Genomic DNA, 25,047 nt, shown 5'->3' with positions numbered 1-25,047 from the left:
CGTGCTGCGATGACGGTGAGGCGCTGGGGCAGGCCGCGCGGCGGGCTGCCTTTCGAGACCGCTGAACGCCGACTCGGGGAAGGCTCCTTCTTCGCGCTGTGCACCGACGGCCTCCTCAAGACACCGGACCGGGACATGGACGCCGGGCCCGACCGGCTGCCCCGCACCATGGCCGGCCCCGCACGACCGCTCGGGCAGCTCTGCGATGCCATGGCGACCACCCTGCTGCCAGGGCCCCGATCCGGTGACGCGGCCCTGCTCCTTGCCCGCCCCCGCGTTCTGGAAGCAGGACGGGCCGTCCGCCGGGAGCTGCCGGTTGACCCCGCGCAGGTCGCCCGCGCCCGTACCCTCACCACCCGTCAGCTTGCCGACCGAGGGTCTGGAACCGCCCGTCCTCACCACCGAACTGATGGTCAGTTAGCTGATCGTCAACGCCATCCGGCACGCGCGGCCCGCTCTCCCTGCGCCTCATCCGCGCCGAAGTCCTCATCTGCGAGGTCTCCGACGGCAGTCTCAGCGCCCCGCACCTGCGCTGCGCGCACCCGCGACGAGGGCGGCCGCGGACTTTTCCCGGTGGCCCGGCTCGCCTCCCGTTGGGGCGCCCACTCCGACCGCGACGGCAAGACCATCCGGGCCGAGCAGCCCCTTGCTCCCGTCGGAGATCCTTTCGGAGTACCTGGTCCCGGCGATGTGAGGGCCGGAGCGATCGGGTTAGTCTGTCCGTCGTACCGGACACGGGGTGCCCCATTCGAGGGCTGAGATCACACCCGTCGAACCTGAACCAGTTCGTACTGGCGGAGGGATGTCTTCCATGCCTTTGGCGCATGTATCCGGCGGTCTGCCCGCCGACGGCCGGCAGACCGTCTTCGACGGACGGATGCCGGCGGCCCCCGGCGACCTCCGTGTCGAAGCGCACGGTATAGAGCCGGTCCCCGAGAGCAACCGCTACGGCGGTCCCGGGCGCCTGTTCACCGTATGGTTCGCCCCCAATCTGACGATGACCGGCGTGTTCACCGGCACCGTCGGCATCGCCCTCGGCCTGGACTTCGCAGCCGCGCTCGCCGCCGTCGTGCTGGGCACCGTCCTCGGCGCGGTGCCCACCGCCTACCTGGGCACCTGGGGGAGCCAGACCGGTGCCGGGCAGCTGCCGCTGGCCCGGCTCGCCTTCGGCCGCGGCGTAGCGGTGCCCGGCATCCTGCAATGGCTGTCCTCGGTCGCCTGGGACGCGCTGATCGGGCTGTTCGGCGGGGACGCGTTCGCGCGGCTGTGCGGCTGGCCGTTCTGGCTCGGTGTCCTGGTCATGCTGGTGGCCCAGGGCGCCCTCGGCGTGCTGGGCTACGAGGCCATCCACCGGCTTCAGATCGGCATGACCTTCGTGCTCGCGGCCGCATTCGCGCTGATCGCCTGGCGGCTGCTCGACGGTGTCCACCCCGCCGGCACCGGCACCGCGCACGGCGCCGACCAGGTCGGCGCGTTCGTCCTGACCAGCACCATCGCGCTGAGTCTGGCCCTGTCCTGGGCTCCATACGCCAGCGACTTCAGCCGCTACCTGCCGCGTACCACCTCGCGCCCACGCATGTTCTGGTGCACGCTGCTCGGCCTTGTGGTGTCCTTCGTGGCCGTCCAGACACTCGGCCTGTGGGGTGCCTCCTTGCTGACCGACCAGACCGCCGCGGGTGTGGACGAGCTGCTGGGCGGCGGGGCGCTGGGCGCGTTCGGGCTGCTCGCCGTGGCGCTGGCGGCCCTCAGCAGCAACGCCATGAACGACTACAGCGGTTCCCTGGCGCTGCAGACCGTGGGAGTGCGCCTTCCGCGTCCGGCGGCTGCCGCCCTCGCCGCCGCGCTCGGCTTCCCTCTGGTGCTGTGGATGCACGCTGCCGACACCACGGCCCGCTTCCAGAACGTGCTGCTGTTCGTCGGCTACTGGATTCCCGGTTTCGTGGCGATCGTCGTCGTCGACTGGCTCGCCCGGGCCCGGGCGAGGGGCGGCGCCGCGATCGACCTCGCCGGCGAGACCGCCCGGGCACAGCCCGGATGGCCCCCGTTGCTGGCGTTCGTCGTCGCCTTCGCCGCCGCCGTACCGTTCATGGACACCAGTCTGTACGTGGGCCCGGTGGCGGCTGCCCTGCACGGCGCCGACCTCTCGTACTACGTGGCATTCCTCGTGGCCCTGGCGGTATACGCCCCGCTGCGCCTGCGTCACCGACCGCAGGACTGACCGCCGTGCCCCGGCGTCCCGACACCATCCCCTCCCGCACGGAGCGAATCCGAATGCCCTCGACATCCGCCGATCACACCGTCTTCGTCCCACAGGCCCTCGCACACGTGCGGGCGGACTCCCCGCTGGTGCAGTGCCTGACCAACTCGGTGGTCACTGGGTTCACCGCCAACGTCCTGCTGGCGCTGGGCGCTTCACCGGCCATGGTCGACATTCCGGAAGAGGCCGGCCCGTTCGCCCGGGTCGCCTCAGGCGTCCTGGTCAATCTCGGCACCCCGCACGCGGAGCAGCGCTCCGCCATGGCCGAGGCCGCGCGGGCGGCGGCTTCGGCCGGTACGCCGTGGGTGCTCGACCCGGTGGCGGTCGGCGCCCTGCCGGTACGCACCGCGCTGGCACGAGAGCTCCTGGAGCTGCGGCCGACTGTGATCCGGGGCAACGCGTCCGAGATCATCGCGCTCGCGGGCGCGGGCGGTGGCGGTCGCGGCGTGGATTCCTCCCACGGCGTCGAGGCCGCCGAGGAATCAGCGCGCGCGCTGGCTCGTGCAACCGACTGCGTGGTCGCCGTGTCGGGGCCCGTCGACTTCGTCACCGACGGGGTGCGCAGTGCCCGGATCGCCCATGGGGACGCCCTGTTGACCCGGGTGACAGGTGGCGGCTGTGCGCTGGGTGCGGTGGTGGCGGCCTTCGCGGCGGTCGCCGCGGACCGGTTCGCCGCGACGGTGGCCGCCGTGGCCGTGTACACGGTCGCCGCCGAGCTCGCCGCGAAGGAGGCCTCCGGGCCCGGCAGTTTCGCCGTCTCGTTCCTGGACGCGCTCGCCGCGCTGGAGGAATCCGACCTCGCCGAGCTGGCGGTGCTCTCGTGACTGCGGCGTCGGTGGATCTGTCGGTCTACCTGGTCACGGACGCAGCCCAGTGCGCGGCCCGCGGCCGGAGCGTGGCCGAGACCGTCGCCCTGGCGGTGGCCGGAGGCGTCACCGCCGTGCAGATCCGGGAGAAGCACGCCGCCGGGAGGGCGTTCCTGCGTACGGTTCTGGAAGTGGCCGCCGTCGTCCCCGAACGGGTGGCGCTGATCGTCAACGACCGTGTGGACGTGTTCCTGGCGGCCCGGGCAGCCGGGGCGCGCGTCACCGGGGTCCACGTCGGCCAGTCGGATCTGCCGCCGGCCGCGGTACGCGAACTGATCGGTGAGCACGCGGTCCTGGGCCTGAGCGCCGCCACCCCCGACGAACTGCGCGCCGCCGCCGGGGATCCGGCACGCGTCCACCACATCGGCATCGGCGCGCTGCACGCGACCCGGACCAAGGCGGATGCCCCGGCCGCACTCGGGCATGCCGGTTTCGCCCGCCTCGCCCGGCTCAGCGACCTGCCGGCCGTGGCCATCGGCGGCGTCACCCCGGCCGACCTGCCACGCCTGCGGGATGCCGGGGCGATGGGTGCCGCAGCCGTCTCCGGTATCTGCGCCGCCGAGGACCCCCGAGCAGCGGCCCGCGCATACGCCCGGGCATGGACCTGCAACCGAGAGGAGAGCCACGCATGACCGCGCCGCCCCGCGTGCTGACGATCGCCGGATCCGACTCCGGCGGAGGAGCCGGAATCCAGGCCGACCTGAAGACGATGCTGGCGCTCGGCACCCACGGAATGAGCGTGCTCACGGCTGTCACGGCACAGAACTCCCTGGGCGTGCAGGGCGCATGGGAACTCCCCGTGGAGGCGGTTCGCGCGCAGTACCGCAGTGTCATGGACGACATCGGTGTCCAGGCGGTCAAGACGGGGATGCTCTCCTCGCCCGAGCTGGTCACGGTGGTCGCCGAGCTCTTGTCGGACGTGGCGGCCCCGGTCGTCGTGGACCCGGTGAGCGTGTCCAAGCACGGCGACAAGCTGCTGGCCGATGACGCGCTGGATGCCGTACGGACCGCGCTGCTGCCGGTCGCGACGGTGGCCACGCCGAATCTCGACGAGGTCGCGCAGCTCACCGGCATCACGGTGACGGACGAAGCAGGCATGCGCCGCGCTGCCGCGCGGCTGCTCACGTATGGGCCCCGCTGGGTGGTGGTGAAGGGCGGCCACCTGCCGGGCGAGGCGGCGGACCTGCTGACGGACGGCGAGGAGGAGCACTGGCTGCGCGCCCCGCGGCACGACAACCGCCACACCCACGGCACAGGCTGCACGCTCGCCTCGGCCATCGCGGTGGGCCTGGCGCAGGGCCACCCGGTACCGGATGCGGTACGCCGGGCCAAGGACTACGTCACCGCGGCGATCGCGGCGGGGTTCGCGCTGGGGGCCGGGATCGGGCCGGTGGACCACGGCTGGCGGATCCACGGGCGCGCCTGACGCCAGTGGATGAGTCCCGCACCGCCGGGCCACCGCACGCCCCGCCGGGCGGTGCCTGTGTGGAGACGTTCCCGGCTGCTGTCCTGCTCCGCGCCAGATTCCTCGTCACGGAAGCGCCGGCATGAGGGCTGTCCGGCACGTCCCTTTTGGCTCCCTCTTCTTCGGGCCTTGCAGCCGCCTGTGCGGGGTCACCTCATGAAGCGTGGCGGCCCGCCGGTGACGGCCGGGCATGACGGTCGAACCGCCCGGGCCGGCAGCAGCGGCACCGGGCCGGGGTAACCCCCACGAACCAGGCAGAACCGTCCGACCAGTACGGACGAGGGTGTCGGCAGGCGCGGGGCCACACCCGCCGGAGTCGCGTTCATTGCAGGTCGGCCCGCGCAGGGGTGTCGTCGAGGAAGCCGCCCGACTGGTGCTGCCACAGCTTCGCTTAGGCGCCGTCCGACGCGAGCAACTCCTGGTGCGTGCCCTGCTCGACGATCCGTCCGCGGTCGAGGACGACGAGCCGGTCCATGGTGGCGACCGTGCTCAGGCGGTGCGCCACCACGAGCGCCGTCCGCCCCTCCATGAGCCGCCACAGCGCCTCCTGGACGAGGATCTCGCTTTCGGAGTCCAAGGCGCTGGTCGCCTCGTCGAGCAGCAGGATCGGCGCGTCGCGAAGGATCGCCCTGGCGAGGGCGACCCGCTGGCGCTGTCCGCCGGACAGCTTGACACCGCGCTCGCCCACCATGGTGTCGAAGCCGTCAGGCAGCGCGTCGGCGAACTCCGTGACGTGCGCAGCCTCGGCCGCGCGGCGGATCTCGGCGTCGGTGGCGTCCGGCCGGGCGAACGCGATGTTGTCCCGCAGCGTGCGGTGGAACATCGCCGGGTCCTGTGGCACGTAGGCGATCAGGCTGCGCAGGTCGGCCTGGCGCAGCGCGCTGATGTCCTGACCCCCGATCAGGATCCGGCCGGCGTCGATGTCAGTCATCCGCAGCAGCAGCCGGCTGAGCGTGGTCTTGCCCCCTCCGGACCGGCCGACGAGGCCGATTTTCGCCCCGCTGGGCACAGCCAGTTCGAGGCCCTCGAAGAGCGGCTCGGCGCCTGCGTGGGCGAAGGTCACGTGCTCGAAGTGGACGTCGGCGGCCCGGGACAGCAGCGGCTCCGGCGATGCCGGGTCGAGAACGGTCGGTGGCCTCAGCAGCAGTTCGGTGAACTGCGCGGCCTCCGTCATCGAGCTCTCCAGGCGGCGGTAGATCTGGTTGAACTCGAACATGATCCGCGTTGCGTTGGTGTAGTACGTGAATGCGACCACGATCGCCTCCACGCCGTGCCCGCCCCCGCCGATCGCGACTGCGAGCAGCAGGCCCAGCGCGTTGGTCAGCACGGACATCGGTGCGACCAGTGTGTCGATGCGCAGGTTGCCGTAGTCCCACGACCGCAACGTGAGCCGCCGCGACACCGCGACGCGGGATCGGTGCTCGGCGGCCTCGCGCTCCTCGGCGGCGAACGCCCGGACCGTGTCCATGTTCATCAGGCTGTCGGCGACGTGGCCCGACACCCGGGCGATCGCCTCCTCACGCTGGTCGACGAGCGCCTGGCGGCGGCGGATGAGGGGCGTCACGCACAGCGCCGTCAGCGCGATCATCGCCAAGAGCCCGACAACGAGCAGCGGTTCGTAGTGCCAGAGCACCACCGACCCGAACACGAGGGGCACGAAGCTGCCCACGACCGAGAACGTCAGCGTGTCGACGAACTCCTCGAAGCGGGACGCGAAGCTCAGGACCCGCTTGGTCAGCGACCCGGCGAAGGTGTCGTGGAAGAACGTGGCGTCCTTGGCGAACAGCTCGTCCATGCCGATCACGTACAGGTGCTCGATGCCGAGGGCGTCAAGGCGGTTCAGGCAGTGCAGGCCGACGCGCCACAGCGTCTCCGCGAGCAGCAGGACGCCGGCGAAGCCGAGGATGTAGGGCAGCGTCGAGCCGATGGCGATTCCGGCGTCGCCGGCGATCCGACCGACGAGCTTCGCGACGAGCAGCGGCGCGATGTAGTTGATGCCGATGTTGCCCAGCGCCGGCAGCAGCATCGCGGGCACCGTCAGCCGCCGGAGCCGGGCCAACTCCCGCCCGTAGTAACGAAGGGCGAGGAGCACCGAGCCCCCGCCGGGCGGAACCTCGCGCGATTCAGGCAATCCCATCCACCCCTGTGTTGTCGTGCGGCAGCTCGTCACGCGCTTCTCCGGGGAGAAGCCGTTGCCCCATGTCCGTGCGGAGCTTCGGTTCGAGTGAGTGCCTTCGCCCGGGTCGTCTTCCGAAGGCGGGGCACGACGGCGGAGCCCCCGTGCTGCTCGTGGCGACGCATCCGTGCGAGTACGCGGAGGCCAGGAATCGCAGTGTCCCGCGGGGGCGCCCGCGGTGTCCAAGCGTTTTTTCAGCCGACGGCGACCCGCAGCCGCTGCGCAGGCTTCGGCGAGGCCTGCGCCCCGACGAGCGCCTCGCCGGAGAGCGGGCCCGGACCAGCCCGCGGCTCCGGCCGTTCTCCGCACCGAACCCGACTTGGCCTGCCAAGAGATCCGACAGCTCGGAGAAGAGCGAGAGCGGCTGCGTCACGCGCCCTGCGCCGCCAGCTCGGACAACAACTCGACGCTCTCAGCAAGGACGCAGGAGAAGTTCGACGAGATCCCACCCCGGCCCCCTGTACCCCGGATCAGCGCTCCGGCCCGGGGTACAGTCGTGTCCTCACGTGGACTTCCGGTGTGGTCCTGCATCCTGTGCCCATGGCCGACACCTTTGACCACGCCCCGCAGGTATGGAACGCCGCACAGCTCCGCGAAGCCATCAAAGACCTGCCCGATGACACACCCATCCACATCGGTGTTGCCGAAGACCCCGGCGACTTCGACGGATACCGCGACTTCGTGCTCGTGAACGCCGAACACGTTGAGAACTGGTGGCCGGCCACCTCCACCTCGCCCGAGCGCGCGGAGACCGAGAAGGCGCTGACCCTGTTTGCCGACTGGAAGGCCGACGAGTACGACGTCCTCGACTGAACCCGCCGCGGTCACTCCCCGGCCGGGGTGTCTTCCGGCTCGGTGCCGTCATTGCCAGGCCGCGGATTCCTGCGGTCCCGCTCTTGGCGGGTCAGCAGCATCGCCGCGGCGGCGAACGCGGGCGGCGGTCAGTACGCTCACTCCCATGGGACTGGACATCAGCGTGGTGATCGCCGACTGGTCATGGCTGGGCGAGGTACCTCCCCGGGAGCGGCTGGCACGGCTGAGGGATGCCTGGTATGCCGAGGAGACAGGACTGTGGTGCCGCGAAGAGTCCGCCGTAGAGGGCGAATGGGGGCGGCCGGGAGGACCCGACGGCGCGTTCTTCGACATCTACGAGTTCCGTGGCACCTGCGGCTCGTTCAAGGCGCACTTCTGGGCAGGGCACCGCTGGGAACGGGTCCGCGACCATGCCGACCCGGAGCTCCGGACCGGGCTGGACACCTTGCTGTGCGGGCTGATCTGGGATGGGGAGGACGGTGAGGCACCGCACACGGACCCGGGCTTCTTCACCGACGACCCCGCCCTCTTCTACGGCGTGCTGCTCGCGCGGTCCCCTGACAGCGTGCGGGCGCTGGCCGCGACCTGGGAACAGCTACGGCCCCGGCTCGGCGGGTTGCGCGGGGCCTTCACCGAGCACGCAGCCGTACCCGGTGCGCGGGTCGGGCACTTCGACGCGTTCACCGACCTGCTGGAGGACTGGGGGCGTGTTTTGACCGAGGCCACCCGGCGGGGCTGGGGTGTCGTGGGGCTGAGCGAGTAACGCCCGCCGACCTATCCCGCGTCGGGTGCCGCCACCAGCGCGATCTGGAAACCCGCAGCATCAGCGTCCGCGGCGTGTGGGACCGCGCCGTCGACGCCTGGATCGACGGCGACAAACGAGAACTCGAAGCCGTCTGGGACGACATCATCAGCGGCGGCCTCGGACCGACTGGGACGCGGACACCCACGTCTCCTCCGTCGGCTGGGCAGCCCGACCCCTCACACCCAACGGGCCCGGAGTCACTCGAACTGACTCCGGGCCCGTCCCCACTACCGTATCGACTGTTCCGGCAACGATGTTGAACGGCACCGGAGCAGAGCAAGTCCGGCCGCCCGGCCGCCCGGCCGCCGGAGAGTGGGAGTTGGCGGTGCGGACGCCGGGGGCGACACGCTGCCGCTCGGCAAGGACAAGCTGCTGGCGCTGCTGACCAGCCTCGAAGAACTCTGACGGCTGTGGCCGGAGCAGCCGTCACGCTGCTCCGGCCGTTGGCGGCGGGGAATGGCACCCCCGCCGCGCCGAGAAAGCGCCCCGCGATGAGCACGATCCGCAACGCCGAGACCGTCAGCCAGTCCGGCGGTTCAGGCTGAACAACGTGTTGGTACTGGCGGAATTGACGATGGCCGTGAGTCCTGTGGGCGGCCGTCCGCAGGGCGTCGCCTACGGTCGCCTTACCTCGAACTGGAAGCAGCCGTACTCCAGGGCCCGCACGTGCACCAGTGCCACCTCCGGCTCAGCGAACGCTTCCCCGAAGACCCGGTCGAACCCGGCCTCGGCGTTGTCCGGGATCTCGAAGAAGAGGCCCCCGACGATGTGTCCCTCGGCGTTGTAGCGACGGATGGTGCGCAGTGCCCCCGGTCGCGCGAAGGGGTAGCCCTGGGCTCCCCGTGGCTCTCCGCATTCGTCGGCATGGATGAATACCGGCCCCGCTTCGTCGTAGGCTCCGGGGTCGGCCCCAGTTGCCGTAGCCCAGCGGCGCAGTGGCGCGTATGAGACGAGGGCGACCCGCTCGCCGGGCTCGATGGCCCGCAGGCAGCAGCGCAGCGGGCTCCCCACGCAATCGAGGGGAACGCCGTCCTCGCGCGCGGTGTACGGCCGCAGCGGCCGCCCGGCGTCATCGTTGTCGCGGAGTTCCTTCAGTGCGGCGGGAGGGATGGGGAGAGGCGTGTACGCGGTCATGGGGCCAGTGTCGGCGGCTGGTCCTTGGCGCGCTGGCGGGATTCAGACGCGAAGGTCTGCGGCATCGTTGCGGTGTATGCGGCAGGTCACGAACGGAGCCAGAGCCGGATGGCTGCGACGGTGACGATGCCGTGGATTCCTAATGGCTTTGTCAAGCCGTGAGCGTGACGGGCGGCGTTGCTCGGTAGCTACGTTGGTCGCGCAGGAGGGCCCATAGGACGTTGACGCGTCGTCGTGCCAGAGCCATGACTGCTTGGGTGTGTTACTTGCCCTCAGCGCGCTCGCGATCGTAAACGCGGCGAGACTCGTCGGAGTAGCGGCTGCTCATCAACGCAGACGTATAGAAGACGCGCTGCAGTCGTCGGTTGTATCGCTCAGGGCGGCGGAGGTTTCCGTTGATCTTGCCGGAGTCGCGGGGCGTCGGGCGGCCGATCCCCAGGCAGTGACCCACACCGCCAAGACTGCCGCGCTCACCGTCCTGGCCAGAGCGGGCTTGTCCGGGAGGCAGTGCGCCGACCGAAGGCCCCGACGGCAGTGGCCTGTTGGTCGATGTCCGGGTCTCCAAGATCAGCCCCCGCACGGTGCCGGTCCGGTACGGCGCGAACCCGGAAACCTGCCCCGTACGAGTATGGCGCGCCTGGGCCGGGATGTCGCAAGTCGCCGACCCGGACCGGCACACGTTCCGCCGCATCCACCACACCGGAGCAGTGCAGCCTCAAGGCCTCACAGCGCAGCGCGCCGGAGACATCACCGATGCCGGCGCCCGGGCCCTGATCACCGTCCTGTTCACCGACCACTCGGTACGCTCCGGCATGGCAACGGAGGCCCTCCGCGCCAAAAAGGACCCGAAGGCGTCTGCGGCGCCCGGGACCGGGTGGTGGTACCGGCCGGGATCAGGCCCATCCGCCACGACGACGTCGACTTCTCCAGCCGCCTGGCCTTCCTCACCGCGAGCGGCGAGCCGCTGTTCGGATCTCCCCTGACCCAACGGTGCTAATGAGCCTGCTGCGCCTGATGCAGCACCAATTGCTTCCACGCATCGTCCAGACGAACCGAGCGGTAGAGGACGCGGTCATCGCCGCGGTGGCGGCACGCACCGGCCTGCCGGAGGGCGGCCTCTACGTCCGCACCACCGCGGCGGTCGCCTTCGCCGCCCAGCAGGCAGCCGTCGCTTGCTGGGGGCCCGACTCCGGCGACGACGCCGTCACGGTGCTCAGCAGGGCATTCGACATGGTCCGCAATGGGCTGTCCTTGGAGCCGTCTCAACCTCCCCGCCACCACCGGTGACGCCCCGCCGCCGAGGGCAACCATGGACGGTCGGTGCCGGACGTCCACGGGGATCTGGGACAACGCCCGCAAGGACTGATCACGTACACCGCCGGGCACATGTCTGTGAGCGTGCTGAACCCGGCGGCCGTCCCCGCGTCCGCTGCCGGGCCGGACTCGAGGAGGCGGGGTGAGCGGGCCCCAGTGGTGGCCCGGCGCCGCTTCCCGATGGCGTAGTGGTGGCTGCGCTCGCGCACTCCTGCCGCACTCAAGGACCCGGCCGACGCGGTGACCGCCGCTGCGGAGCCATGCCTCCGGCCGCTCGTGGAAGGAGGACCGCAGTCCTGTGCGCAATGCGAACGGGATGCGGCCGAGAGACAATAAACGTGTGGCTATAACACTGAATCCCCCAGGGGAGACACCACCTGCCGAGGGCTCCATCAGTGAAGCCCACCAGGAACGCGCGGACGGAGGCATTTGGGAACACCCCGCCCTATGGGCAGGACTCGTTCTGCTGGGATCGGTCATCTTTGCCGCATTCTTCATCGCGAGGATCTTCGGCTACGGATGACTACCCCCGGCGACGGCCGGCGACCTGGGCATCCGCCTGGACCTCCCCGAGGACGGGCCGCTGGTTCCAGGTCGGGCCGGCTGCCCAGGGCGTGCGGCGGCTTGTTTCATCAGGAATACCGGACGAGAGTCCAAGGCCTGTGTCGTGCACCGGAATCCTGGCGGTCTGAACGTACGCGGAGAGCCGGTCCCGGCAGCAGGTCGCGGGCGGGGCCGGTGCGGGCCCTGAGGGCCCGCACCGGTCGCATACGGAGGGGGCGGGTGTCCACGGGCGTGGCCGGGTCAGCCGACAGCGGGCGTGGTGCCGAGAAAGCCGGCGAGGGCCTCCAGCAGGCGGTCGACGTCCTCGTCGTTGCTGTAGGGGGCCAGGCCGATCCGCAGTCCGCCTTCGTCGCCGAGTCCGAGCCGGCGGGATGCCTCCAGTGCGTAGAAGGACCCGGCCGGGGCATCGACGCCCCGCTCAGCCAAGTACTGCGAGGCGGCGGTGGTGCTGCGGCCGGCCAGGGTCAGCAGCAGGGTGGGGGTACGGTGCGTGGCCCGGGAATGCACGGTGATGCCCCCAAGGCCGGCCAGTCCCTGTTCGATACGAGCCCGCAGGGCATCCTCATGGGCCTCGATCGCCACGAAGGCGGCGAGCAGCTGTTCCCGCCGGGTGCCGTCGGCCCTGGGAGCCAGTGAGGCGAGAAAGTCCACTGCCGCGCCGGCCCCGGCCAGGAGTTCGTACGGCAGAGTGCCCAGTTCGAAGCGCTCGGGAACGGCGTCGGTGGAGGGCAGCAACTTGTCCGGCTGCAGCGTCTCCAGCAGCTCGGGACGGCTCGCCAGCACGCCCAGATGCGGACCGAGGAATTTGTACGGCGAGCAGACCAGGAAGTCGGCGCCGAGGCCGGGCAGGTCGACGGCGGCGTGCGAGGCGTAGTGCACCGCGTCGACATGCAGCAGGGCCCCTGCCCGGTGCACCAGGTCGGCGAAGGCGGGAATGTCGGGGCGGGTACCGATGAGGTTGGACGCCGCGGTGACGGCGACCAGGCGGGTGCGTGCGGAGAGTACGGCGGCGATGTCATCGGTCGCCAGCTCACCCGTGGCCGGGTCGAACTCCGCCCATCGGACTGTGGCGCCCACGGCCTCGGCCGCCTGGATCCAGGGCCGGATGTTGGAGTCGTGGTCGAGGCGGCTGACGACCACCTCGTCGCCCGGGCCCCAGTTCTTTGCCACGGCGCGGGACAGGTCGTAGGCGAGCTGGGTGGAGCTGCGGCCGAACACAATGCCCCGCGGATCGGCGCCCAGCAGGTCGGCCAGCGCTCGGCGGGCGCGGGTCACGACCGCCTCCGCGTTGCGCTCGCCCTCGGTGGTGAGCCCCCGGTTGGCGAGCGGGTTGGCCAGCGAGTCCGCGATGGCGTCGATCACCGGTTGCGGTGTCTGGGTGCCGCCGGGGGCGTCAAAGCGGGCGGAGCCGGCCTTGAGGGCGGGGATTTGGGCACGGACGGCGTTGACGTCGAAGGTCATGCGTACTCCTGGAAGCGAGAGAACGACGTGAGCGCCACAGTACGGAGACCGGGAGCCCTGCCGAGCGCGGGGTTGCCGTATGCGGGCGCGACGGGCTCGCCGCCGCCGAAGACCGCGCCGGATCCGGGCACGGCGGGTCGGGTCGGGTCGCCTCAGTGGAGCCGTGGCCGGGCCGGGTGGTGTCAGCCCAGGCCGGTTCGGTCGGGCGAGATGGTGTCGGGCCGGGGCATGTCGAGCAGACCGGCGCGACGGTGGGTGCTTCCCGGTGTGCCGGGAATCCTTCCGGGGAGTGGTGGTCCTGCCGTGGAGCTGGAGCGTCAGATGCTGTGGTTCGTCCGGGACGCGGCGTGCAGGAGCTGCGACTTGCCGTACACCCCAGCCGTACATGGGACTCCAGCCAGGTGACCACCGCACCGGTGGGGTCGAGCGTGCGGAGACGGGCGAACGCCGGATTCCTTCCCGGAGCGCCCCGATCTCCTGGTGACGATTCCACGCGGAAGGCGGGTGGTGGCGCGACCCGCGGGCCGCGCCACCACCCCCTCCGTCGCGTTTTCGGACCTGAAGTCAGCTTCCGGGCGTGACTTGCGGCCGACCGAAGGTCAGTGCTCCTTCACACCGCTCAGCTCATTGGGCGCCTTCGGCAGAGCTGTCGAACCAACCTGCTCACCCGGTCTGATGCTCGTGCCCGTGACAGGTGCTCCGATGTACCGCTACGCCGGTCCACCGTTGCCGTCCATCCGTGGGGCAGGATGGAGTCATGAGCGTCGTCAAGATCAACGTACTCACTGTCCCCGCCGAACAGCGCGAGGCCCTGGAGAAGCGCTTCGCCTCCCGCGCCCACGCGGTCGAGAACTCGGACGGCTTCGAATGGTTCGAACTCCTCCGCCCTGTTGAAGGCACTGACAACTACCTGGTGTACACGCGTTGGCGCGACGAGGAGTCCTTCCAGGCGTGGATGGAGGGCCCAATGAAGGAGGCGCATCAAGGAGGCGGCGATCGACCGAAGCCTGCCGCGAGTGGGTCGACGCTGTGGTCCTTCGAGGTGGTGCAGCAAGCGGCGCCAAAAGGCAATTAGGAAGTCGATGGTTCCGTCCCGCAGATTCCGCGGACCGGAGTACGGCCCCGATCATGCTCGACCCCAGCTCGGACCAGCTACTGGCCATACCCGCCCCACCGTCCTGCGCCTGGTCAGACCATAGGCCGGTCACCTGCACGCAGACGTGAGCTCCGCCTGGTGACCGGCCAGGAAAGGGCGGAGGAGAATGAGAAGGGCGTCGGGGCGGTGCGGGGCGATGATGTGGCAGCAGTCTTCAATGAGCTGTCCGGTGAGGTCGTCAGCGATCGGACGGAGCCGACGTTCCAGCGCCGTGCCGACGGGGTGCGAGCCGAAGGCCATCGTGGGTACCGTCAGCCGTGTGGCGGCGACGGCCTGCTCGATCTGCGTCGCGGTCTCGGGCGGGGCCCGGTAGTACGCGAACGCGCAGCGCAGCGCCGCCGAACACGAAGACGCCAGGCGCGTCTGCCGCATCCGCCTCTGACAGCCGCCGCCCGGCGACGCTCGGAGGGAGAAGGCCCGCCGATTAGAGGACCCGTCCCTGGTGGTCATCGACACCCAGTCCGTGCGTGCGGCCGCAGGTGTCCCGAAGACCACGACGGGACTGGACGCGAACAAGAGGACGCCGGGCCGCAAGCGGGGACTGGCCGTCGACGTCCTGGGGCTGATCATCGGTGTCGTCGTGCCGGCCGCCTCCGCACACGACAACACCGCCGGCACGGCCCTGCTCGACCAGGCGGCCGGGCGGTGCGGGATGCGCCTGGAGAAAGTCCTGGTGGACCAGGGCTTCAAGGACGAGGTCGTCATCCACGGTGCACTGCTGGACATCACGGTCGAGGTCGTTCGCCGCAACCCGGACGACCAGGGCAAGGGCTTCGTCCCACAGCCCAAGAGGTGGGTGGTCGAGCAGGTCAACGGCACGTTGATGCTGCACCGGCGACTGGCCCGCGAATACGACCACCGCCCCGACAGCTCCGCCTCGCGCGTCTACTGGGCCTCCACCGCAAACATGACCCGCCGTCTCACCACGCCCGCACCGGCCTGGCGCGAGAGATCCTGCCTGGCGGAAAGTGCGACGTCAAAACCCTCGCCAGCGAGGCCGCAGTCGACCGCACCGCGTTCTACGGCACCCGCCCCTATGCTCACCTCCGCGCCGAGTTCGAACGACGCCTACAAGCCATGCGAGAGACCGGCGAGATCCCCGATCCTCGCGAGGCCCAGATCGCCAGGCTCAAGGCAGAGAACACCAAGCTCCGGGAACGGCTGGCCCAGTCGGAGCAAACACTCGAGGAGCTCACCGACTTCCGCACCCAGGCCCAGGCCCGGCTCGCAGCCCAATATGAGTAGATCGTCCGGCTTCGCGCTGCTGCCGACGGAGCGAGTCGCGTCGCCCGGCTTCCCTCCGCCAGGACGGCTGTCATCGGGTCGTGCAGTTGATTGCGGGTCCGTGGTCGCGGCGTCAGCCCAGCGTGAGCCATCGAATGCCGAGCCGTTCGACCTGCGCGGTCTCCGCCGCGTCGAGCGGCTCGCGCCCGGTGACCTTGCGCAGGAACTTGGGCTGGTCCCAATTGAGTTCGAGCGTCGCGGTCATCTGGTCCGGGCCGAGCAGCAGCTCCAGAACGACTTCTGCGGCCTGGGGGTTCAGCCACGGCTCGCACCCCAGTGCTTCGGCCAGATCCAGGCCATGGATGGCGACCTCGACCACCCGGGTGACCAGGAACTGCGTCAGGAACATCGCATCCCCGTGACGAGTACGCACGACGCGGCCCTCGGGCTCGGCGCGGCACAGCCGGTCCACCCGCTGCCAGGTCGCGGCGAAGTCGTCGGCGAGCGCGGCACCGCTGGCCTGCCCGGCCACGTGGTCTTGGGCCAAGGCAATGCGGGCCGTGTTCGTCTGCGGGGCGAAACGGTCGTCGGGCCGGTAGTACTCCACCGCGGACACCTCAGCCTTGTCCGGCGACGGAGCATCCAGCATGCCCGGCAACCATGCGATCACCACTCGGACATGCCCCAACAGCTCTCGCACGGACCATGGTTCACACCGTGTCGGAAGATCCCACTCCGCCTCCGACAGACCTGCAACCGCCCGGGAGAGCTCCCCGGCTTCGAGGCGAAACGCTTCCAGCACCCGGCCCTGATCCATGGTGATCAAGCTACCAACGGCTTCCACCCAGCAAACCAGGGAGTGATCTGCATCACTGCGAGACGATGGAAACGCAACACCGCCGACCATGAGCGTCGCGAACCCGCTCCCGAAGGGAGCACCTGCTCAATGGCAACACGGACACCACCGCACACGGCTTCTGCGGACACAAGCCGCACCCTCGCCTGGCACATCGCCCGCCGGCCCGGGGGGCTCGTCGCACTCGCGATCCAGTACGGCCACCTGCGGACCGCGGTCAGTGCCGGCTACGCCTCGCGCAGCCGCGACGGTATCCACGAACTCCTCGACCTCGAGACGGCCCGCGCCACCGCCGACACCCTCACCACCCTCCACCAGGACCTCGCGGCAGGCACGGGGATTTCCGGACCGGCCGCGCGCCGGGCCATCCAGGCCGCAGCCCAGGCACCGGCCTTCGCCGGCTCCATCCGCACACCGCGACAGGCCCGCGACATCCTCGACAACCCCGCTCTGGCCGTCTACGACAACCCGAACTCCCTGCTGATGTGCGTCTACAACCGCGACCGAGCATTGTGCCACCGCGCGGACACCGCCGACAGCCCGAGCCTTCACCGCTGTCAGCCCTCCTGCGCGAACATCGCCCGCACCGATCACCACGCACAGCAACTTCGGCAACGTGCGGCCCTGCTGGAGCGTCAAGCAGACTCCGAGGCGTTACCGGGGCCTCTTGCCGAGCGGCTGTACAGGAGTTCCGCACGCTTGCGTTCTCAGGCCGACGCCCACAACCGTGACCGCGTCACCGGCTGCGAGGGCGCCTCATGAGCCCGGCTACCGACGAACGCGCACGTATTCGCGCAGCCATGGACCGGATCTTCAGCGACGCCCCCGCCCGCTCTGATGGAGCCTGGACCATCGTCGCTCTGGCCGTCGAAGCCGGTGTCCCGCGCAATGCCCTCACCCAGCGACACCCCGACCTCAGAAACGAGTTCTACGACAGAGTCCGTGCACGGGGCCAGACCCCGGACCACGAGAAGCGGCTCCGAAGGCAGATCACGAAACTCAAGGAACTCCGCGCCGCGGATGCAGTTCAGATCCGGCAACTGGAAGCAGACGTCGAAGCACTCGTCGGAGCGCTTCATCTGTCCCAACTGGAAAACAGCAGGCTGCCAGAGCCGGTGCTCGCCGCGGCTGGTCGACTGCGAATCGATGTGGATCAGTGCGGTGTGGCGGGATCGGGCCAGAGCCAGCCCGCCAAGGGCTGTGGCGATCAGCCCCGCCACCGGCCGGGCATACGGGTGCAGATCTGCACGCGGACGGGGCGGGATGAGTTGCGGGAGGTGGCCGGCGCGGTCGTCTCGGTTACTTCGGGTCGCGGTTGAACTGCGCCGTCGACCAGCGGTAGCCGAGCGCGATCAGGCCGACGCACCAGGCGATCGCGATCCAGCCGTTGTTGCCGATCTCGGTGCCGAGGAGGAGGCCGCGGAGGGTTTCGATGGCGGGGGTGAAGGGCTGGTACTCGGCGATCGGCTGGAACCAGCCGGGCATGGTGTCGGCCGGGATGAAGGCGCTGGAGATGAGGGGAAGGAGGATCAGCGGCATGGCCATGTTGCTGGCCGCCTCGGGGTTCGGGCTGGCCAGTCCCATGCCGACCGCGATCCAGGTCAGCGCCAGGGCGAAGAGCACGATGAGCCCGAATGCTGCCAGCCACTCCAGGACGGTTGCGTCCGTGGAGCGGAAGCCGATGGCCACGCCGACGGCGCCGACGAGGACCACGCTCATGACGGATTGCAGCACGCCACCGACAACGTGCCCGATGAGTACCGAAGGGCGGTAGACCGCCATCGTGCGGAAGCGGGCGATGAGGCCCTCGGTCATATCCATGGAGACGTACACCGCGGCCCCGATCACGGTGCTGCCGATGGTCATCAGCAGCAAACCCGGGACGATGTAGGCGATGTAGTCGGAGCGGTCGGCGCCGCCGCCGCCGATGCCCGCGCTCATCACGTCGCCGAAGATGTAGACGAAGAGCAACAGCATCATGATCGGCGTGAGCAGCAGGTTCAGGGTCCCTGACGGGTAGCGCCGCGCGTGCAGCAGGTTGCGGCGCAGCATCGTGTTCGAGTCACGTACAGCGAAAGAGAGGGAGCTCATCGGACGTTCTCCTTCGGCTGGTTGGGAACATTGGCTGGGCCGGTCAGGGCGAAGAACACGTCGTCGAGGTCGGGGGTATGGACAGTCAGTTCGTCTGCCTCGATGCCGGCGGAGTCGAGCCAGTCGAGAAGGGATCGCAGTTCGCGCTGACTGCCGTCGCTGGGGATGGACAGCGACAGTGCCTCGTCGTCCCGGGTGACCTCGCGCAGGGCGTCAGCGGCGGACTGGTACGTGACCGGGTCGGTGAACCGAAGCCGGATGTGCCCGCCCGGGATGAGTCGCTTGAGCTCCTCGGCGGTGCCCTCGGCGGCGATCTTGCCGTCATTCAACACAGCGATGCGGTCCGCGAGTTCGTCGGCCTCCTCCAGGTGCTGGGTGGTGAGGAAGACGGTCACGCCGTCGGAGACGAGGCCGCGGATGATGCCCCACATGTTGTGGCGGGAGCGCGGGTCGAGACCTGTCGTCGGCTCGTCGAGGAAGATGATCCGCGGGCTGCCGACCAGCGTCATCGCGAGGTCGAGGCGGCGCTTCATGCCGCCGGAGTAGGTCGAGGCGGGCTTCTTCGCGGCCTCCACCAGGTCGAAGCGCTCCAGGAGTTCAACGCAGACCCGCCGCCCCTCGCTCTTGGACAGGTGGTGCAGGTCCGCCATGAGGAGGATGTTCTCCTTGCCGGTGATCAGGCCGTCGACGGCGGAGAACTGCCCGGTGACACCGATCGCGGCACGGACCGCCTGTGGGTCGGCGGCCAGGTCGTGCCCGCCGACGTGCAGGTCACCGGCGTCGGCGGTGATGAGCGTGGACAGGATCTTCACGGCGGTGGTCTTGCCGGCGCCGTTCGGGCCGAGCAGCGCGAACACAGAACCGGCCGGGATGTGCAGATCGATACCGTCGAGGACGATCTTTTCGCCGTATGACTTGCGTAGCCCGACGGCGGAGACGGCGGTCGGCGACGGATGACCGTCACCTTGTCTGGATGTGGGCATGACAGATGAAGCCATGGTGGCTTCCTTTCGGAGGCTGGAGACGCAGGGGGAGTGGAAGCTGTTTCGGAACCCGGATTGAGTGACTGTCCGTGCTACACGTCAGTCGTGTCGTCTTGGGGGAATGGTGTCGAGCAGCCCGCCGCCGGAGACCTGCTCGCCGGGGTATGGGCAGGACTGAGCCAGGTATCGCCAGCCTGCTCGACCACCTCGGTGGACAGGATCTGCGGCGGCTTCCGGTGGCCGGTCGGCCCGCGCCTGTTCGCGCTGCGCCGAGGCGAACGAACCGCGTGTGCGGGCTTACTTCTCGGCCGTGCCGGGTTCCCTGCTGATGGACTCCTGGTAGGCGTCCGCATAGGTGCGTGAGTCCTTGACCAGGTCGTCGCAGAACGCGGCGACGTCGTTGCCGATGAGTTGCAAGACCCCCTTGCCCGCGGCGGCGCCCTCCTCGAAGAAGTCGACGATCCCGGGGAGCAGGGGCCCGTCAGGAAGGTCGATCGGTCCGACCTTGAACAGGTACCTCTGCATCTCCTTGTAGACGATCTGGTAGTCCGGCGGGAGCGCCTTGACCCGAGCCATGTGCGCCCGCCACTGCTTCTTGCCCTCGATGATGTCCTGGATGCCCACGTCAGCCTCCCAGCCGGCTCAATTTCCTCGCGACGTTCCTGTTCAACTGCTCGCGCCACCGGTCGCGATAGGTTCGGGCCCCTTCTCCACCGGCCAGAGCCGCGCAAAAGCCTCGGATGTCGTCGCCGAGCACCTCGTGGACGCGCTGCCCGTCCGCCGCTGTTTCTTCGAGCAGCCCCAAGGCGGCGTCGAGGATCGGCATCAGGTTGCGACCAGTGAAGCCCCCATGCGGAAAGAGGTGGCCCTTGATCTGTTCCCACGCCGCCCGGTAGTCGTCTGGCAGGGCCTCGGCCCGGGCTTCGAACGCCTTCCATTCCCGGGTGAGATCGCTGCCTGTGATGGTCTCCCAGAAGTTCATCTCCCGCCCTCCTTGAGCCTGTCGATGCGTGATGAGACGTACTGCCATTTCGTCCAGAACTTCGCGAGCTCCTCGCGCCCGGCGTCGTTGAGCGCGTAGAACTTGCGCGGCGGACCGACCTCGGATGGTCGTTTCGTCACCTGGACGAGTTTGTTCCTCTCCAGTCGCAGCAAGATGGTGTACACCGTCCCCTCGACGACGTCGGCGAAGCCGAGCTCGTTCAGCTGGCGGGTGATGGCGTACCCGTAGGTTTCCTCGCTGCCGATGATTTCGAGTACGCACCCTTCGAGCGTGCCCTTCAGCATCTCCGTCAGGTCGTCCATCGCGAGTCCTCCTCGGCCCTAGCGGTACTGCGTAGTACCGAGTACCACTATACGGTACCACCGAGTAGTGGGGGATGTCAGCGCGGCAGTCTTGCCTTCTGCAGGCTTGGCGCCTTCCCCTACCCCAACACGCTGAACTTGACAGAGAAATCGTCGCTCACCGCACCGCGCAGGGCATCGAGCGAGAGGACCTGGGACGCGGGCCATGTGCCGGCCAGCGTCGACTTCCCGGCCCCGGAGGGCCCGATGAGCACCACCAGCGCGTTCTTCGCGAGTTCGAGGTCGAGCAACGCGGTCGTTCGGAGCCTCCTTGTGGGTCGAAGGCGCGGGCTGCCCGGACCAGGCGCATCCCGGCGTTGTCGGTGACGAGTGCGGCGGCCTCGTGCAGCGGGCACGAGGCGTCGCCGTCGCGGTCGGGCTCGATCTGCTCGGCTCGCTGCGCGGTGACGGTGACCAGCTGCGCGAGCGACGGGATGAAGCCGCCCGGCGGGTCGGTGTCTTCGATGAGCTCGCGCAGGATCGCGGCGGGTTCCACCTGGTCGACGTCGTCGGCAGTGAGGTCGTCCTGGATCTGTTGGAGGGCCAGGGAGGCGATCCCGGCCGACGCGTGGACGCGGTCGATGCGGGTACGGGCGGTCATTGCTGTCGCCGGGTCACAGCACGATGCCGATGGCAGCGGCCAGCGCGAGCAGGGCCAGGGCGGCGAGAAGGCCGAACCCGGGAAGTTGACGGGCACCCTGTCCTACAGCTGGTCGTCCGACCCCCAGAAACCGGACGACCTCACTGCGCGCGGCACGGGCACCCCGCTGACCCTGACCAGGACGGCCAACCGCGGCCTTACGAGCGGCAGCAGCGACATCCGCGTCGAGACCACCGCGCAGGCCGACTACGAGCCGGTGACGGTAGCCGTCCGGGGCCGTCGGCGACACGGTGAAGGTGCGGCTCGGGCTGCGCGACCACGGACCCGGCCGGCTGATCGACTCCGAGGCACTGGGCGGCTTCGAGGTGGTCCCGCCGGAGGGGACCACCGTCACCTCCATCCCGTTCACCTTCGAGGAATCGGGCGGCAAGTGGGCGTGCAAACGACCGGAGAAGCCCGGCGGGGCGTTCGTCTGCGACATCGGTTACGACGACTTCTTCGAGGTGCGGCATGAAGGGGGCACGACCACCATCGACTTCCACATCCGCATCGACCGGCAGGTCCCCGGCGCGCGGGGCACCATCCGCACGTACAACCCCTTCGACCGCACCCCCGGAAACGACACCGCTGTCATCCCGCACGATGCGTCGCCCGCCCGCCCGCCCGGCCCTACAGGCCCTACCGGGACCCTGTCCTGTGGGTCGCGGCCCCGGTGGCCCTGTACCGGCGTCGGCGGCGCGTGTCCCAGGTGTATTGAATGTGCTGGGCACAGCCACTTGTTGATGGCTGCTACGAGGACTGTCGCTTCGTAGCGGACGGCGAGCTCGTCGTACCTCCTGGCCACGGCGCGGTGCCTTTTGAGGCGGTTGATGCCGCGCTCGACCGCGATCCGAGCCTGGTAGTCCTGCGGGTCGAACTTCGGTGGACGGCGCCCAGCAGCTTGGAGATCGAGGTGATCGAGCGGCCGAGGCCGTCGCCGTTACCGGGCAGCTCCACCTCGGGGCGTCCGTCATCGCCGCCCGCGCCGATCAGCAGACCGCGGTCGACGCCCACATCGCCGAGGCGAAGCGGTGTGCTGAACAGACCGGCGACGCGTCCGACATCTACTGCCTCAGCTTCGGCCCCACAGGCGTGGCCTTGCACGAGATGTCGGCCGCCTTGCGGAGCCGGATGACCACGGCTGCTGAGGTGTTGCTGTACGCCTTGCCGACGGCGAGGCTGCCGGGCTTCTTGCGCGGCCTGCCCGGCCCGAGCCGCGGTATGCGAATCCTCTTCGGCACCGTCTGGACTGGGTGCAGTCCGCCCGCTGCCCGGACGCGCGATGGTGGTGGAGCCGACCGGGACATCCCAGTCGATTTAGACCGATCGGCAAATGGGGGGCGGCGTCGCGGGGCTGGGCACGCACTCCCCCAAGGCCTTAAGGGCCAGGGGGGACCCCCTCCGGCGTTGTCGTCGGTCGACAACTTCCCCGAGCTCTCGGCTTCGCTCGAGCAGGGGAGACCCCATCGCGTTGCCTCCCTCCTCCGCCTTGCAGCTGCACGCACCCAGCCCCGCTCCTTCTCCCACCCCCCCCGTTTGCCGGTCGGTCCAAGCCGGTCGCGTCCGCTGCGGCCTGGATCTGGACAGCCCTCTCAGCGGGGCGGCAGGTGAAAAGCGCGGTGCATTTCCCGCAGCCGGTCGGCCAGAGCCGGGACAGGTCCCTGGATCACGAGCCCGGGTGCCACGTCCTGTACTGCCAAGGAACGCACCGGTGATGACGGTACGCCCAGCTCGGTCAGCCACTGTGTCAACTGGGCCGCGGAGTGGGCGTAGACGATGCGGCCGAGGCCGACCCAGCCGTGTGCGGCCGAGCACATGGGGCAGTGCTCCCCGGAGGTGAAGACGGTGGCCGCGGCCCGCTGGGCCGCCGTGAGGTGCACGGCGGCCCAGCGGGCCAGTTCGAACTCCGGATGCCGCGTGCTGTCGCCGAAACTGCGCACGCGGTTGCGGTCTTCGGCGAGGATGTGGCCATCGGCACTCACCAGGACGGAGCCGAACGGCTGGTCCCCGGCCCGCAGTGCCTCGGCCGCCAGCTGGACGGCCCGCTCCAGGTGCTGGTGCTCCACGCCGGTCAGTTCGGCAGATGACAAGACTCGCTCCTTACGTGTACGGGATCACTCTCGCCGTCAGGGGGAGATCCCACGGCACCCACCGTGCCAGGCCGTGGCCCGAGGCGTCCAAGAGATGTCAGCCATCGCAGCTGTCGGCGGCGTCTGTCGTCGCGCGGCGTCCGCAGTTCGGCAGCGGCCCCTCGGCGGTGGCGTTCGAGCGTTCCTGCACCCGGGCTGCGGTACATGTTGAGCAGTGCTCATCGCGAATCTGTATACCAAAAGATGCGCGGCAAGTGGTGCTGAACTGCTGTGTGTCGAGCATTTACAGGCGATAAATACGCGAGGCCTTGTTCCCTGTCCATATTTGGTATACCGATTATCTCTCATTGGGCATCGAGCGTCGAGGAGCCCGCCATGTGTGTCGATTCCGCCCCGCCCCCGCCTGGGCGTGTCACCCGTCGCGGCGTCCTCGCCAGGGCCGCCGCTCTGGCGGGTACCGCCGCGGCCCTGTCGGCAGCGCCGTCCGCGACGGCGCACGTGCGCGCTCCGGGGAGGACGGACGCGTCTGAGGGTGACCTGGTCGTCGAGGGCGGCACACTGCTCGATCCGGCGACCGGTGAGGTCGCAGAGGACGCGGTCGTCGTGATACGTGACGGCCGGGTACGCGCGGCCGGGGCGCGAGCGCGGGTCGAGGTCCCCGACGACGTGCCCCGCCTCGACGCGCACGGCCGCTGGGTGCTGCCGGGCCTCGTGGACGCGCACCATCCACCTCGACACCGCCGCCGAGGCGTGTGAAGCGGTCCGCAAGGGTGCCACCAGCGCTCGCAGCGGTTCCACGAACTTCTACCAGGATCTTGCCGTGAGGGAGTTGGCCCGCCAGGCCCCGGACCTGGCTCCTCGGCTGCCGGCCGCGGGCGTGTTCGTCACGCCCGATCTGGGCGACATCCTCCTGGCCGACCCTGACCTCACGCCGCTGGCACGCCTGAAGGACGGGGTGCGTTCCGCCGAGGCACTGCGCCGCGTCGTCGGGGTCAATCTCGCCCGCGGCGCCGACGTGATCAAGACACGGGTCAACGAGCGCGCCGGCCTGCCGGAGCAGGACCCACTGGCGCAGGTCTACTCGCACGAGCAACTCTCCGAGGTCGTGCGGGCGGCGCGGTGTGGCGGCAAGGGCGTGCTGTGCCACAGCTACAGCGAGCGTGGCTGCGACGACGCGGTCCGGGCAGGCGTCCGCTCCCTGGAACACGGGGTGTTCGTGAGCGAGCGGACGCTGCACGACATGCGGCGCAGAGGTACCTGCTTCACGCCGACATTGACCGCCATTGCCGGGCTCGCCGACTTGCCGAACCCGGTACTCGCCGAACGCGGACGCACCTACCTGCCCATTCTGAAGAAGGCGGTGAGGGCGGCGCACCTGCTGGGCGTCCCGCTGGCGGCGGGCACCGACTCCTCCGGCGGTGAGATCGAACCCATCGGACGCGAGGTGGAGTTGATGCATGAGGCAGGCCTTTCGGCGCTGGACGCGATCCGCACCGCCACGACCGGAGCAGCCCGGCTCCTCGGCCTCCAGGAGGCGGCGGGCCGCCTCACGCACGGTTTCTCAGGAGATCTGATCCTGGTGGACGGCGACCCGCTCGCCGACGTGTCCGTGCTCAAGACACCCCTGGGCGTGGTGCGCGCGGGCAGGGTGCTCTAGGGCGTGTATCGAGTCGTGATCACCGGATGGTCGGGGTGAGGTCTTTGATCCAGATCATCGAGGCGCGCAGGTGGAGGCCGGCAAGGTAGCTGTCCGGGGTCTTGTCGTATCGGGTGGCGATGCCACGCCAGGCCTTCAGCTTGTTGATCAG

Annotated in this window: 29 protein-coding genes, 6 pseudogenes and 1 riboswitch; of the genes and pseudogenes, 17 read left to right on the top strand and 18 right to left on the bottom strand. The window is 69.8% G+C overall.

The window, feature by feature from the left end; all coding sequences use genetic code 11:
• Positions 1–9 precede the first annotated feature (9 nt).
• From ACZ7IB_RS43230 to thiD, 5 genes are all read left to right on the top strand, one after another.
• A complete protein-coding gene (locus ACZ7IB_RS43230; RefSeq protein WP_470920402.1) occupies positions 10–759 on the top strand; it encodes a SpoIIE family protein phosphatase in 750 nt (249 codons plus the stop codon).
• Positions 726–820: riboswitch (TPP riboswitch) on the top strand. It overlaps the preceding gene by 34 nt.
• Positions 812–2,218 carry a purine-cytosine permease family protein gene (locus ACZ7IB_RS43225; RefSeq protein ID WP_470920401.1) on the top strand — a complete coding sequence of 469 codons (1,407 nt, stop codon included), beginning with the start codon at positions 812–814 and terminating at the stop codon, positions 2,216–2,218. It overlaps the preceding riboswitch by 9 nt.
• A gap of 53 nt (positions 2,219–2,271) precedes the next feature.
• Positions 2,272–3,081 carry a hydroxyethylthiazole kinase gene (gene thiM / locus ACZ7IB_RS43220; protein WP_470920399.1) on the top strand — a complete coding sequence of 270 codons (810 nt, stop codon included), beginning with the start codon at positions 2,272–2,274 and terminating at the stop codon, positions 3,079–3,081.
• Complete coding sequence (thiE, locus tag ACZ7IB_RS43215; protein ID WP_470920397.1) at positions 3,078–3,755, top strand: thiamine phosphate synthase; 678 nt, start codon at positions 3,078–3,080, stop codon at positions 3,753–3,755. The genes thiM and thiE overlap by 4 nt, the downstream gene beginning before the upstream one ends.
• Positions 3,752–4,549, top strand: coding sequence for a bifunctional hydroxymethylpyrimidine kinase/phosphomethylpyrimidine kinase (thiD, locus tag ACZ7IB_RS43210; protein WP_470920396.1), 798 nt, complete (start codon positions 3,752–3,754; stop codon positions 4,547–4,549). Before thiE ends, thiD begins: the two co-directional genes overlap by 4 nt.
• A 430-nt stretch (positions 4,550–4,979) precedes the next feature.
• Here the strand turns inward: thiD and ACZ7IB_RS43205 are convergent, their stop codons facing one another.
• Positions 4,980–6,725 (bottom strand): ABC transporter ATP-binding protein, encoded by a 1,746-nt coding sequence (locus tag ACZ7IB_RS43205; protein WP_470920395.1) that lies wholly within the window; start codon positions 6,723–6,725, stop codon positions 4,980–4,982.
• Positions 6,726–7,304: 579 nt separating this feature from the next.
• On the opposite strand from ACZ7IB_RS43205, the gene ACZ7IB_RS43200 reads away from it, so the two are divergent.
• From ACZ7IB_RS43200 to ACZ7IB_RS43190, 3 genes are all read left to right on the top strand, one after another.
• A complete protein-coding gene (locus ACZ7IB_RS43200; RefSeq protein WP_327277578.1) occupies positions 7,305–7,577 on the top strand; it encodes a DUF6225 family protein in 273 nt (90 codons plus the stop codon).
• Between the two features lie 145 nt (positions 7,578–7,722).
• Complete coding sequence (locus ACZ7IB_RS43195; RefSeq protein WP_470920392.1) at positions 7,723–8,340, top strand: hypothetical protein; 618 nt, start codon at positions 7,723–7,725, stop codon at positions 8,338–8,340.
• A 452-nt stretch (positions 8,341–8,792) separates the two neighbouring features.
• Complete coding sequence (locus ACZ7IB_RS43190; RefSeq protein ID WP_470920391.1) at positions 8,793–8,927, top strand: hypothetical protein; 135 nt, start codon at positions 8,793–8,795, stop codon at positions 8,925–8,927.
• Positions 8,928–8,997: 70 nt separating this feature from the next.
• On the opposite strand, the gene ACZ7IB_RS43185 is transcribed toward ACZ7IB_RS43190, so the two are convergent.
• Positions 8,998–9,516 carry a DUF1203 domain-containing protein gene (locus tag ACZ7IB_RS43185; RefSeq protein ID WP_470920390.1) on the bottom strand — a complete coding sequence of 173 codons (519 nt, stop codon included), beginning with the start codon at positions 9,514–9,516 and terminating at the stop codon, positions 8,998–9,000.
• A 151-nt stretch (positions 9,517–9,667) separates the two neighbouring features.
• Positions 9,668–9,940, bottom strand: a pseudogene (locus tag ACZ7IB_RS43180) (transposase); the annotation flags it as partial.
• Positions 9,941–10,512: 572 nt separating this feature from the next.
• On the opposite strand from ACZ7IB_RS43180, the gene ACZ7IB_RS43175 reads away from it, so the two are divergent.
• A complete protein-coding gene (locus ACZ7IB_RS43175; protein WP_470920389.1) occupies positions 10,513–10,803 on the top strand; it encodes an acyl-CoA-like ligand-binding transcription factor in 291 nt (96 codons plus the stop codon).
• 367 nt (positions 10,804–11,170) lie between these two features.
• Positions 11,171–11,353: a DUF6480 family protein gene (locus tag ACZ7IB_RS43170; RefSeq protein WP_093896711.1), complete on the top strand. Its 183-nt coding sequence runs from the start codon at positions 11,171–11,173 to the stop codon at positions 11,351–11,353.
• A 281-nt stretch (positions 11,354–11,634) separates the two neighbouring features.
• On the opposite strand, the gene ACZ7IB_RS43165 is transcribed toward ACZ7IB_RS43170, so the two are convergent.
• On the bottom strand, positions 11,635–12,855 hold the full coding sequence (locus tag ACZ7IB_RS43165; protein ID WP_470920387.1) for a cysteine desulfurase-like protein: 1,221 nt from the start codon (positions 12,853–12,855) through the stop codon (positions 11,635–11,637).
• Positions 12,852–12,986: a hypothetical protein gene (locus ACZ7IB_RS43160; RefSeq protein WP_470920385.1), complete on the bottom strand. Its 135-nt coding sequence runs from the start codon at positions 12,984–12,986 to the stop codon at positions 12,852–12,854. Before ACZ7IB_RS43160 ends, ACZ7IB_RS43165 begins: the two co-directional genes overlap by 4 nt.
• Positions 12,987–13,612: 626 nt before the next feature.
• On the opposite strand from ACZ7IB_RS43160, the gene ACZ7IB_RS43155 reads away from it, so the two are divergent.
• Positions 13,613–13,930 (top strand): antibiotic biosynthesis monooxygenase family protein, encoded by a 318-nt coding sequence (locus ACZ7IB_RS43155; protein WP_470920384.1) that lies wholly within the window; start codon positions 13,613–13,615, stop codon positions 13,928–13,930.
• A 129-nt stretch (positions 13,931–14,059) separates the two neighbouring features.
• On the opposite strand, the pseudogene ACZ7IB_RS43150 reads toward ACZ7IB_RS43155, so the two are convergent.
• Positions 14,060–14,347, bottom strand: a pseudogene (locus tag ACZ7IB_RS43150) (alpha/beta hydrolase); the annotation flags it as partial.
• Between the two features lie 70 nt (positions 14,348–14,417).
• Between ACZ7IB_RS43150 and ACZ7IB_RS43145 the strand changes: the two are divergent.
• Together ACZ7IB_RS43145 and ACZ7IB_RS43140 are read left to right on the top strand one after the other, a co-directional pair.
• Positions 14,418–14,960: pseudogene (locus ACZ7IB_RS43145) on the top strand (transposase); the annotation flags it as partial.
• Between the two features lie 128 nt (positions 14,961–15,088).
• On the top strand, positions 15,089–15,256 hold the full coding sequence (locus tag ACZ7IB_RS43140) for a hypothetical protein (RefSeq protein ID WP_470920382.1): 168 nt from the start codon (positions 15,089–15,091) through the stop codon (positions 15,254–15,256).
• Between the two features lie 112 nt (positions 15,257–15,368).
• On the opposite strand, the gene ACZ7IB_RS43135 is transcribed toward ACZ7IB_RS43140, so the two are convergent.
• Positions 15,369–16,052 carry a maleylpyruvate isomerase N-terminal domain-containing protein gene (locus ACZ7IB_RS43135; RefSeq protein ID WP_470920380.1) on the bottom strand — a complete coding sequence of 228 codons (684 nt, stop codon included), beginning with the start codon at positions 16,050–16,052 and terminating at the stop codon, positions 15,369–15,371.
• 129 nt (positions 16,053–16,181) lie between these two features.
• Between ACZ7IB_RS43135 and ACZ7IB_RS43130 the strand changes: the two genes are divergently transcribed.
• On the top strand, positions 16,182–16,853 hold the full coding sequence (locus tag ACZ7IB_RS43130; RefSeq protein WP_470920378.1) for a hypothetical protein: 672 nt from the start codon (positions 16,182–16,184) through the stop codon (positions 16,851–16,853).
• The gene (locus ACZ7IB_RS43125; protein ID WP_470920377.1) at positions 16,850–17,410 is read left to right on the top strand and encodes a hypothetical protein; all 561 of its coding nucleotides are present in this window, start codon (positions 16,850–16,852) and stop codon (positions 17,408–17,410) included. The genes ACZ7IB_RS43130 and ACZ7IB_RS43125 overlap by 4 nt, the downstream gene beginning before the upstream one ends.
• Here the strand turns inward: ACZ7IB_RS43125 and ACZ7IB_RS43120 are convergent.
• From ACZ7IB_RS43120 to ACZ7IB_RS43090, 7 genes and pseudogenes are all read right to left on the bottom strand, one after another.
• Positions 17,391–18,182, bottom strand: a complete 792-nt coding sequence (locus tag ACZ7IB_RS43120; protein ID WP_470920376.1) for an ABC transporter permease — start codon at positions 18,180–18,182, stop codon at positions 17,391–17,393. The two genes, ACZ7IB_RS43125 and ACZ7IB_RS43120, sit on opposite strands and share 20 nt — an antisense overlap.
• On the bottom strand, positions 18,179–19,180 hold the full coding sequence (locus ACZ7IB_RS43115) for an ATP-binding cassette domain-containing protein (protein WP_470920374.1): 1,002 nt from the start codon (positions 19,178–19,180) through the stop codon (positions 18,179–18,181). The genes ACZ7IB_RS43120 and ACZ7IB_RS43115 overlap by 4 nt, the downstream gene beginning before the upstream one ends.
• 282 nt (positions 19,181–19,462) lie before the next feature.
• Positions 19,463–19,789, bottom strand: a complete 327-nt coding sequence (locus ACZ7IB_RS43110) for a DUF1048 domain-containing protein (RefSeq protein WP_470920373.1) — start codon at positions 19,787–19,789, stop codon at positions 19,463–19,465.
• A 1-nt stretch (position 19,790) separates the two neighbouring features.
• Positions 19,791–20,147, bottom strand: a complete 357-nt coding sequence (locus ACZ7IB_RS43105; RefSeq protein WP_470920372.1) for a DUF1048 domain-containing protein — start codon at positions 20,145–20,147, stop codon at positions 19,791–19,793.
• Positions 20,144–20,470, bottom strand: a complete 327-nt coding sequence (locus ACZ7IB_RS43100; RefSeq protein WP_363177326.1) for a PadR family transcriptional regulator — start codon at positions 20,468–20,470, stop codon at positions 20,144–20,146. The genes ACZ7IB_RS43105 and ACZ7IB_RS43100 overlap by 4 nt, the downstream gene beginning before the upstream one ends.
• A gap of 149 nt (positions 20,471–20,619) precedes the next feature.
• A pseudogene (locus ACZ7IB_RS43095) lies at positions 20,620–20,760 on the bottom strand (AAA family ATPase); the annotation flags it as partial.
• A gap of 363 nt (positions 20,761–21,123) precedes the next feature.
• Complete coding sequence (locus tag ACZ7IB_RS43090) at positions 21,124–21,399, bottom strand: hypothetical protein (RefSeq protein ID WP_470920371.1); 276 nt, start codon at positions 21,397–21,399, stop codon at positions 21,124–21,126.
• A 1-nt stretch (position 21,400) separates the two neighbouring features.
• On the opposite strand from ACZ7IB_RS43090, the gene ACZ7IB_RS43085 reads away from it, so the two are divergent.
• On the top strand, positions 21,401–21,922 hold the full coding sequence (locus ACZ7IB_RS43085) for a hypothetical protein (RefSeq protein ID WP_470920369.1): 522 nt from the start codon (positions 21,401–21,403) through the stop codon (positions 21,920–21,922).
• Here ACZ7IB_RS43085 and ACZ7IB_RS43080 read toward each other — a convergent pair.
• The 3 genes from ACZ7IB_RS43080 to ACZ7IB_RS43070 all read right to left on the bottom strand — a co-directional run bounded on the left by ACZ7IB_RS43080 (position 21,900) and on the right by ACZ7IB_RS43070 (position 23,239).
• Complete coding sequence (locus ACZ7IB_RS43080) at positions 21,900–22,163, bottom strand: hypothetical protein (RefSeq protein ID WP_470920368.1); 264 nt, start codon at positions 22,161–22,163, stop codon at positions 21,900–21,902. The genes ACZ7IB_RS43085 and ACZ7IB_RS43080 overlap by 23 nt on opposite strands.
• Positions 22,164–22,213: 50 nt before the next feature.
• Positions 22,214–22,390 carry a hypothetical protein gene (locus ACZ7IB_RS43075; RefSeq protein WP_470920367.1) on the bottom strand — a complete coding sequence of 59 codons (177 nt, stop codon included), beginning with the start codon at positions 22,388–22,390 and terminating at the stop codon, positions 22,214–22,216.
• A 351-nt stretch (positions 22,391–22,741) separates the two neighbouring features.
• Positions 22,742–23,239 (bottom strand): nucleoside deaminase, encoded by a 498-nt coding sequence (locus tag ACZ7IB_RS43070; protein ID WP_470920365.1) that lies wholly within the window; start codon positions 23,237–23,239, stop codon positions 22,742–22,744.
• A gap of 375 nt (positions 23,240–23,614) precedes the next feature.
• Here ACZ7IB_RS43070 and ACZ7IB_RS43065 point away from each other — a divergent pair.
• A pseudogene (locus tag ACZ7IB_RS43065) lies at positions 23,615–24,896 on the top strand (amidohydrolase family protein).
• 19 nt (positions 24,897–24,915) lie between these two features.
• Here ACZ7IB_RS43065 and ACZ7IB_RS43060 read toward each other — a convergent pair.
• A pseudogene (locus ACZ7IB_RS43060) lies at positions 24,916–25,047 on the bottom strand (IS5-like element ISMt1 family transposase); the annotation flags it as partial.

Source organism: Streptomyces sp. NPDC037301 (genome assembly GCF_055602785.1).
The sequence above is the reverse complement of the archived record's forward strand: the minus strand, read 5'-3'. Positions and strand labels throughout refer to the sequence as shown.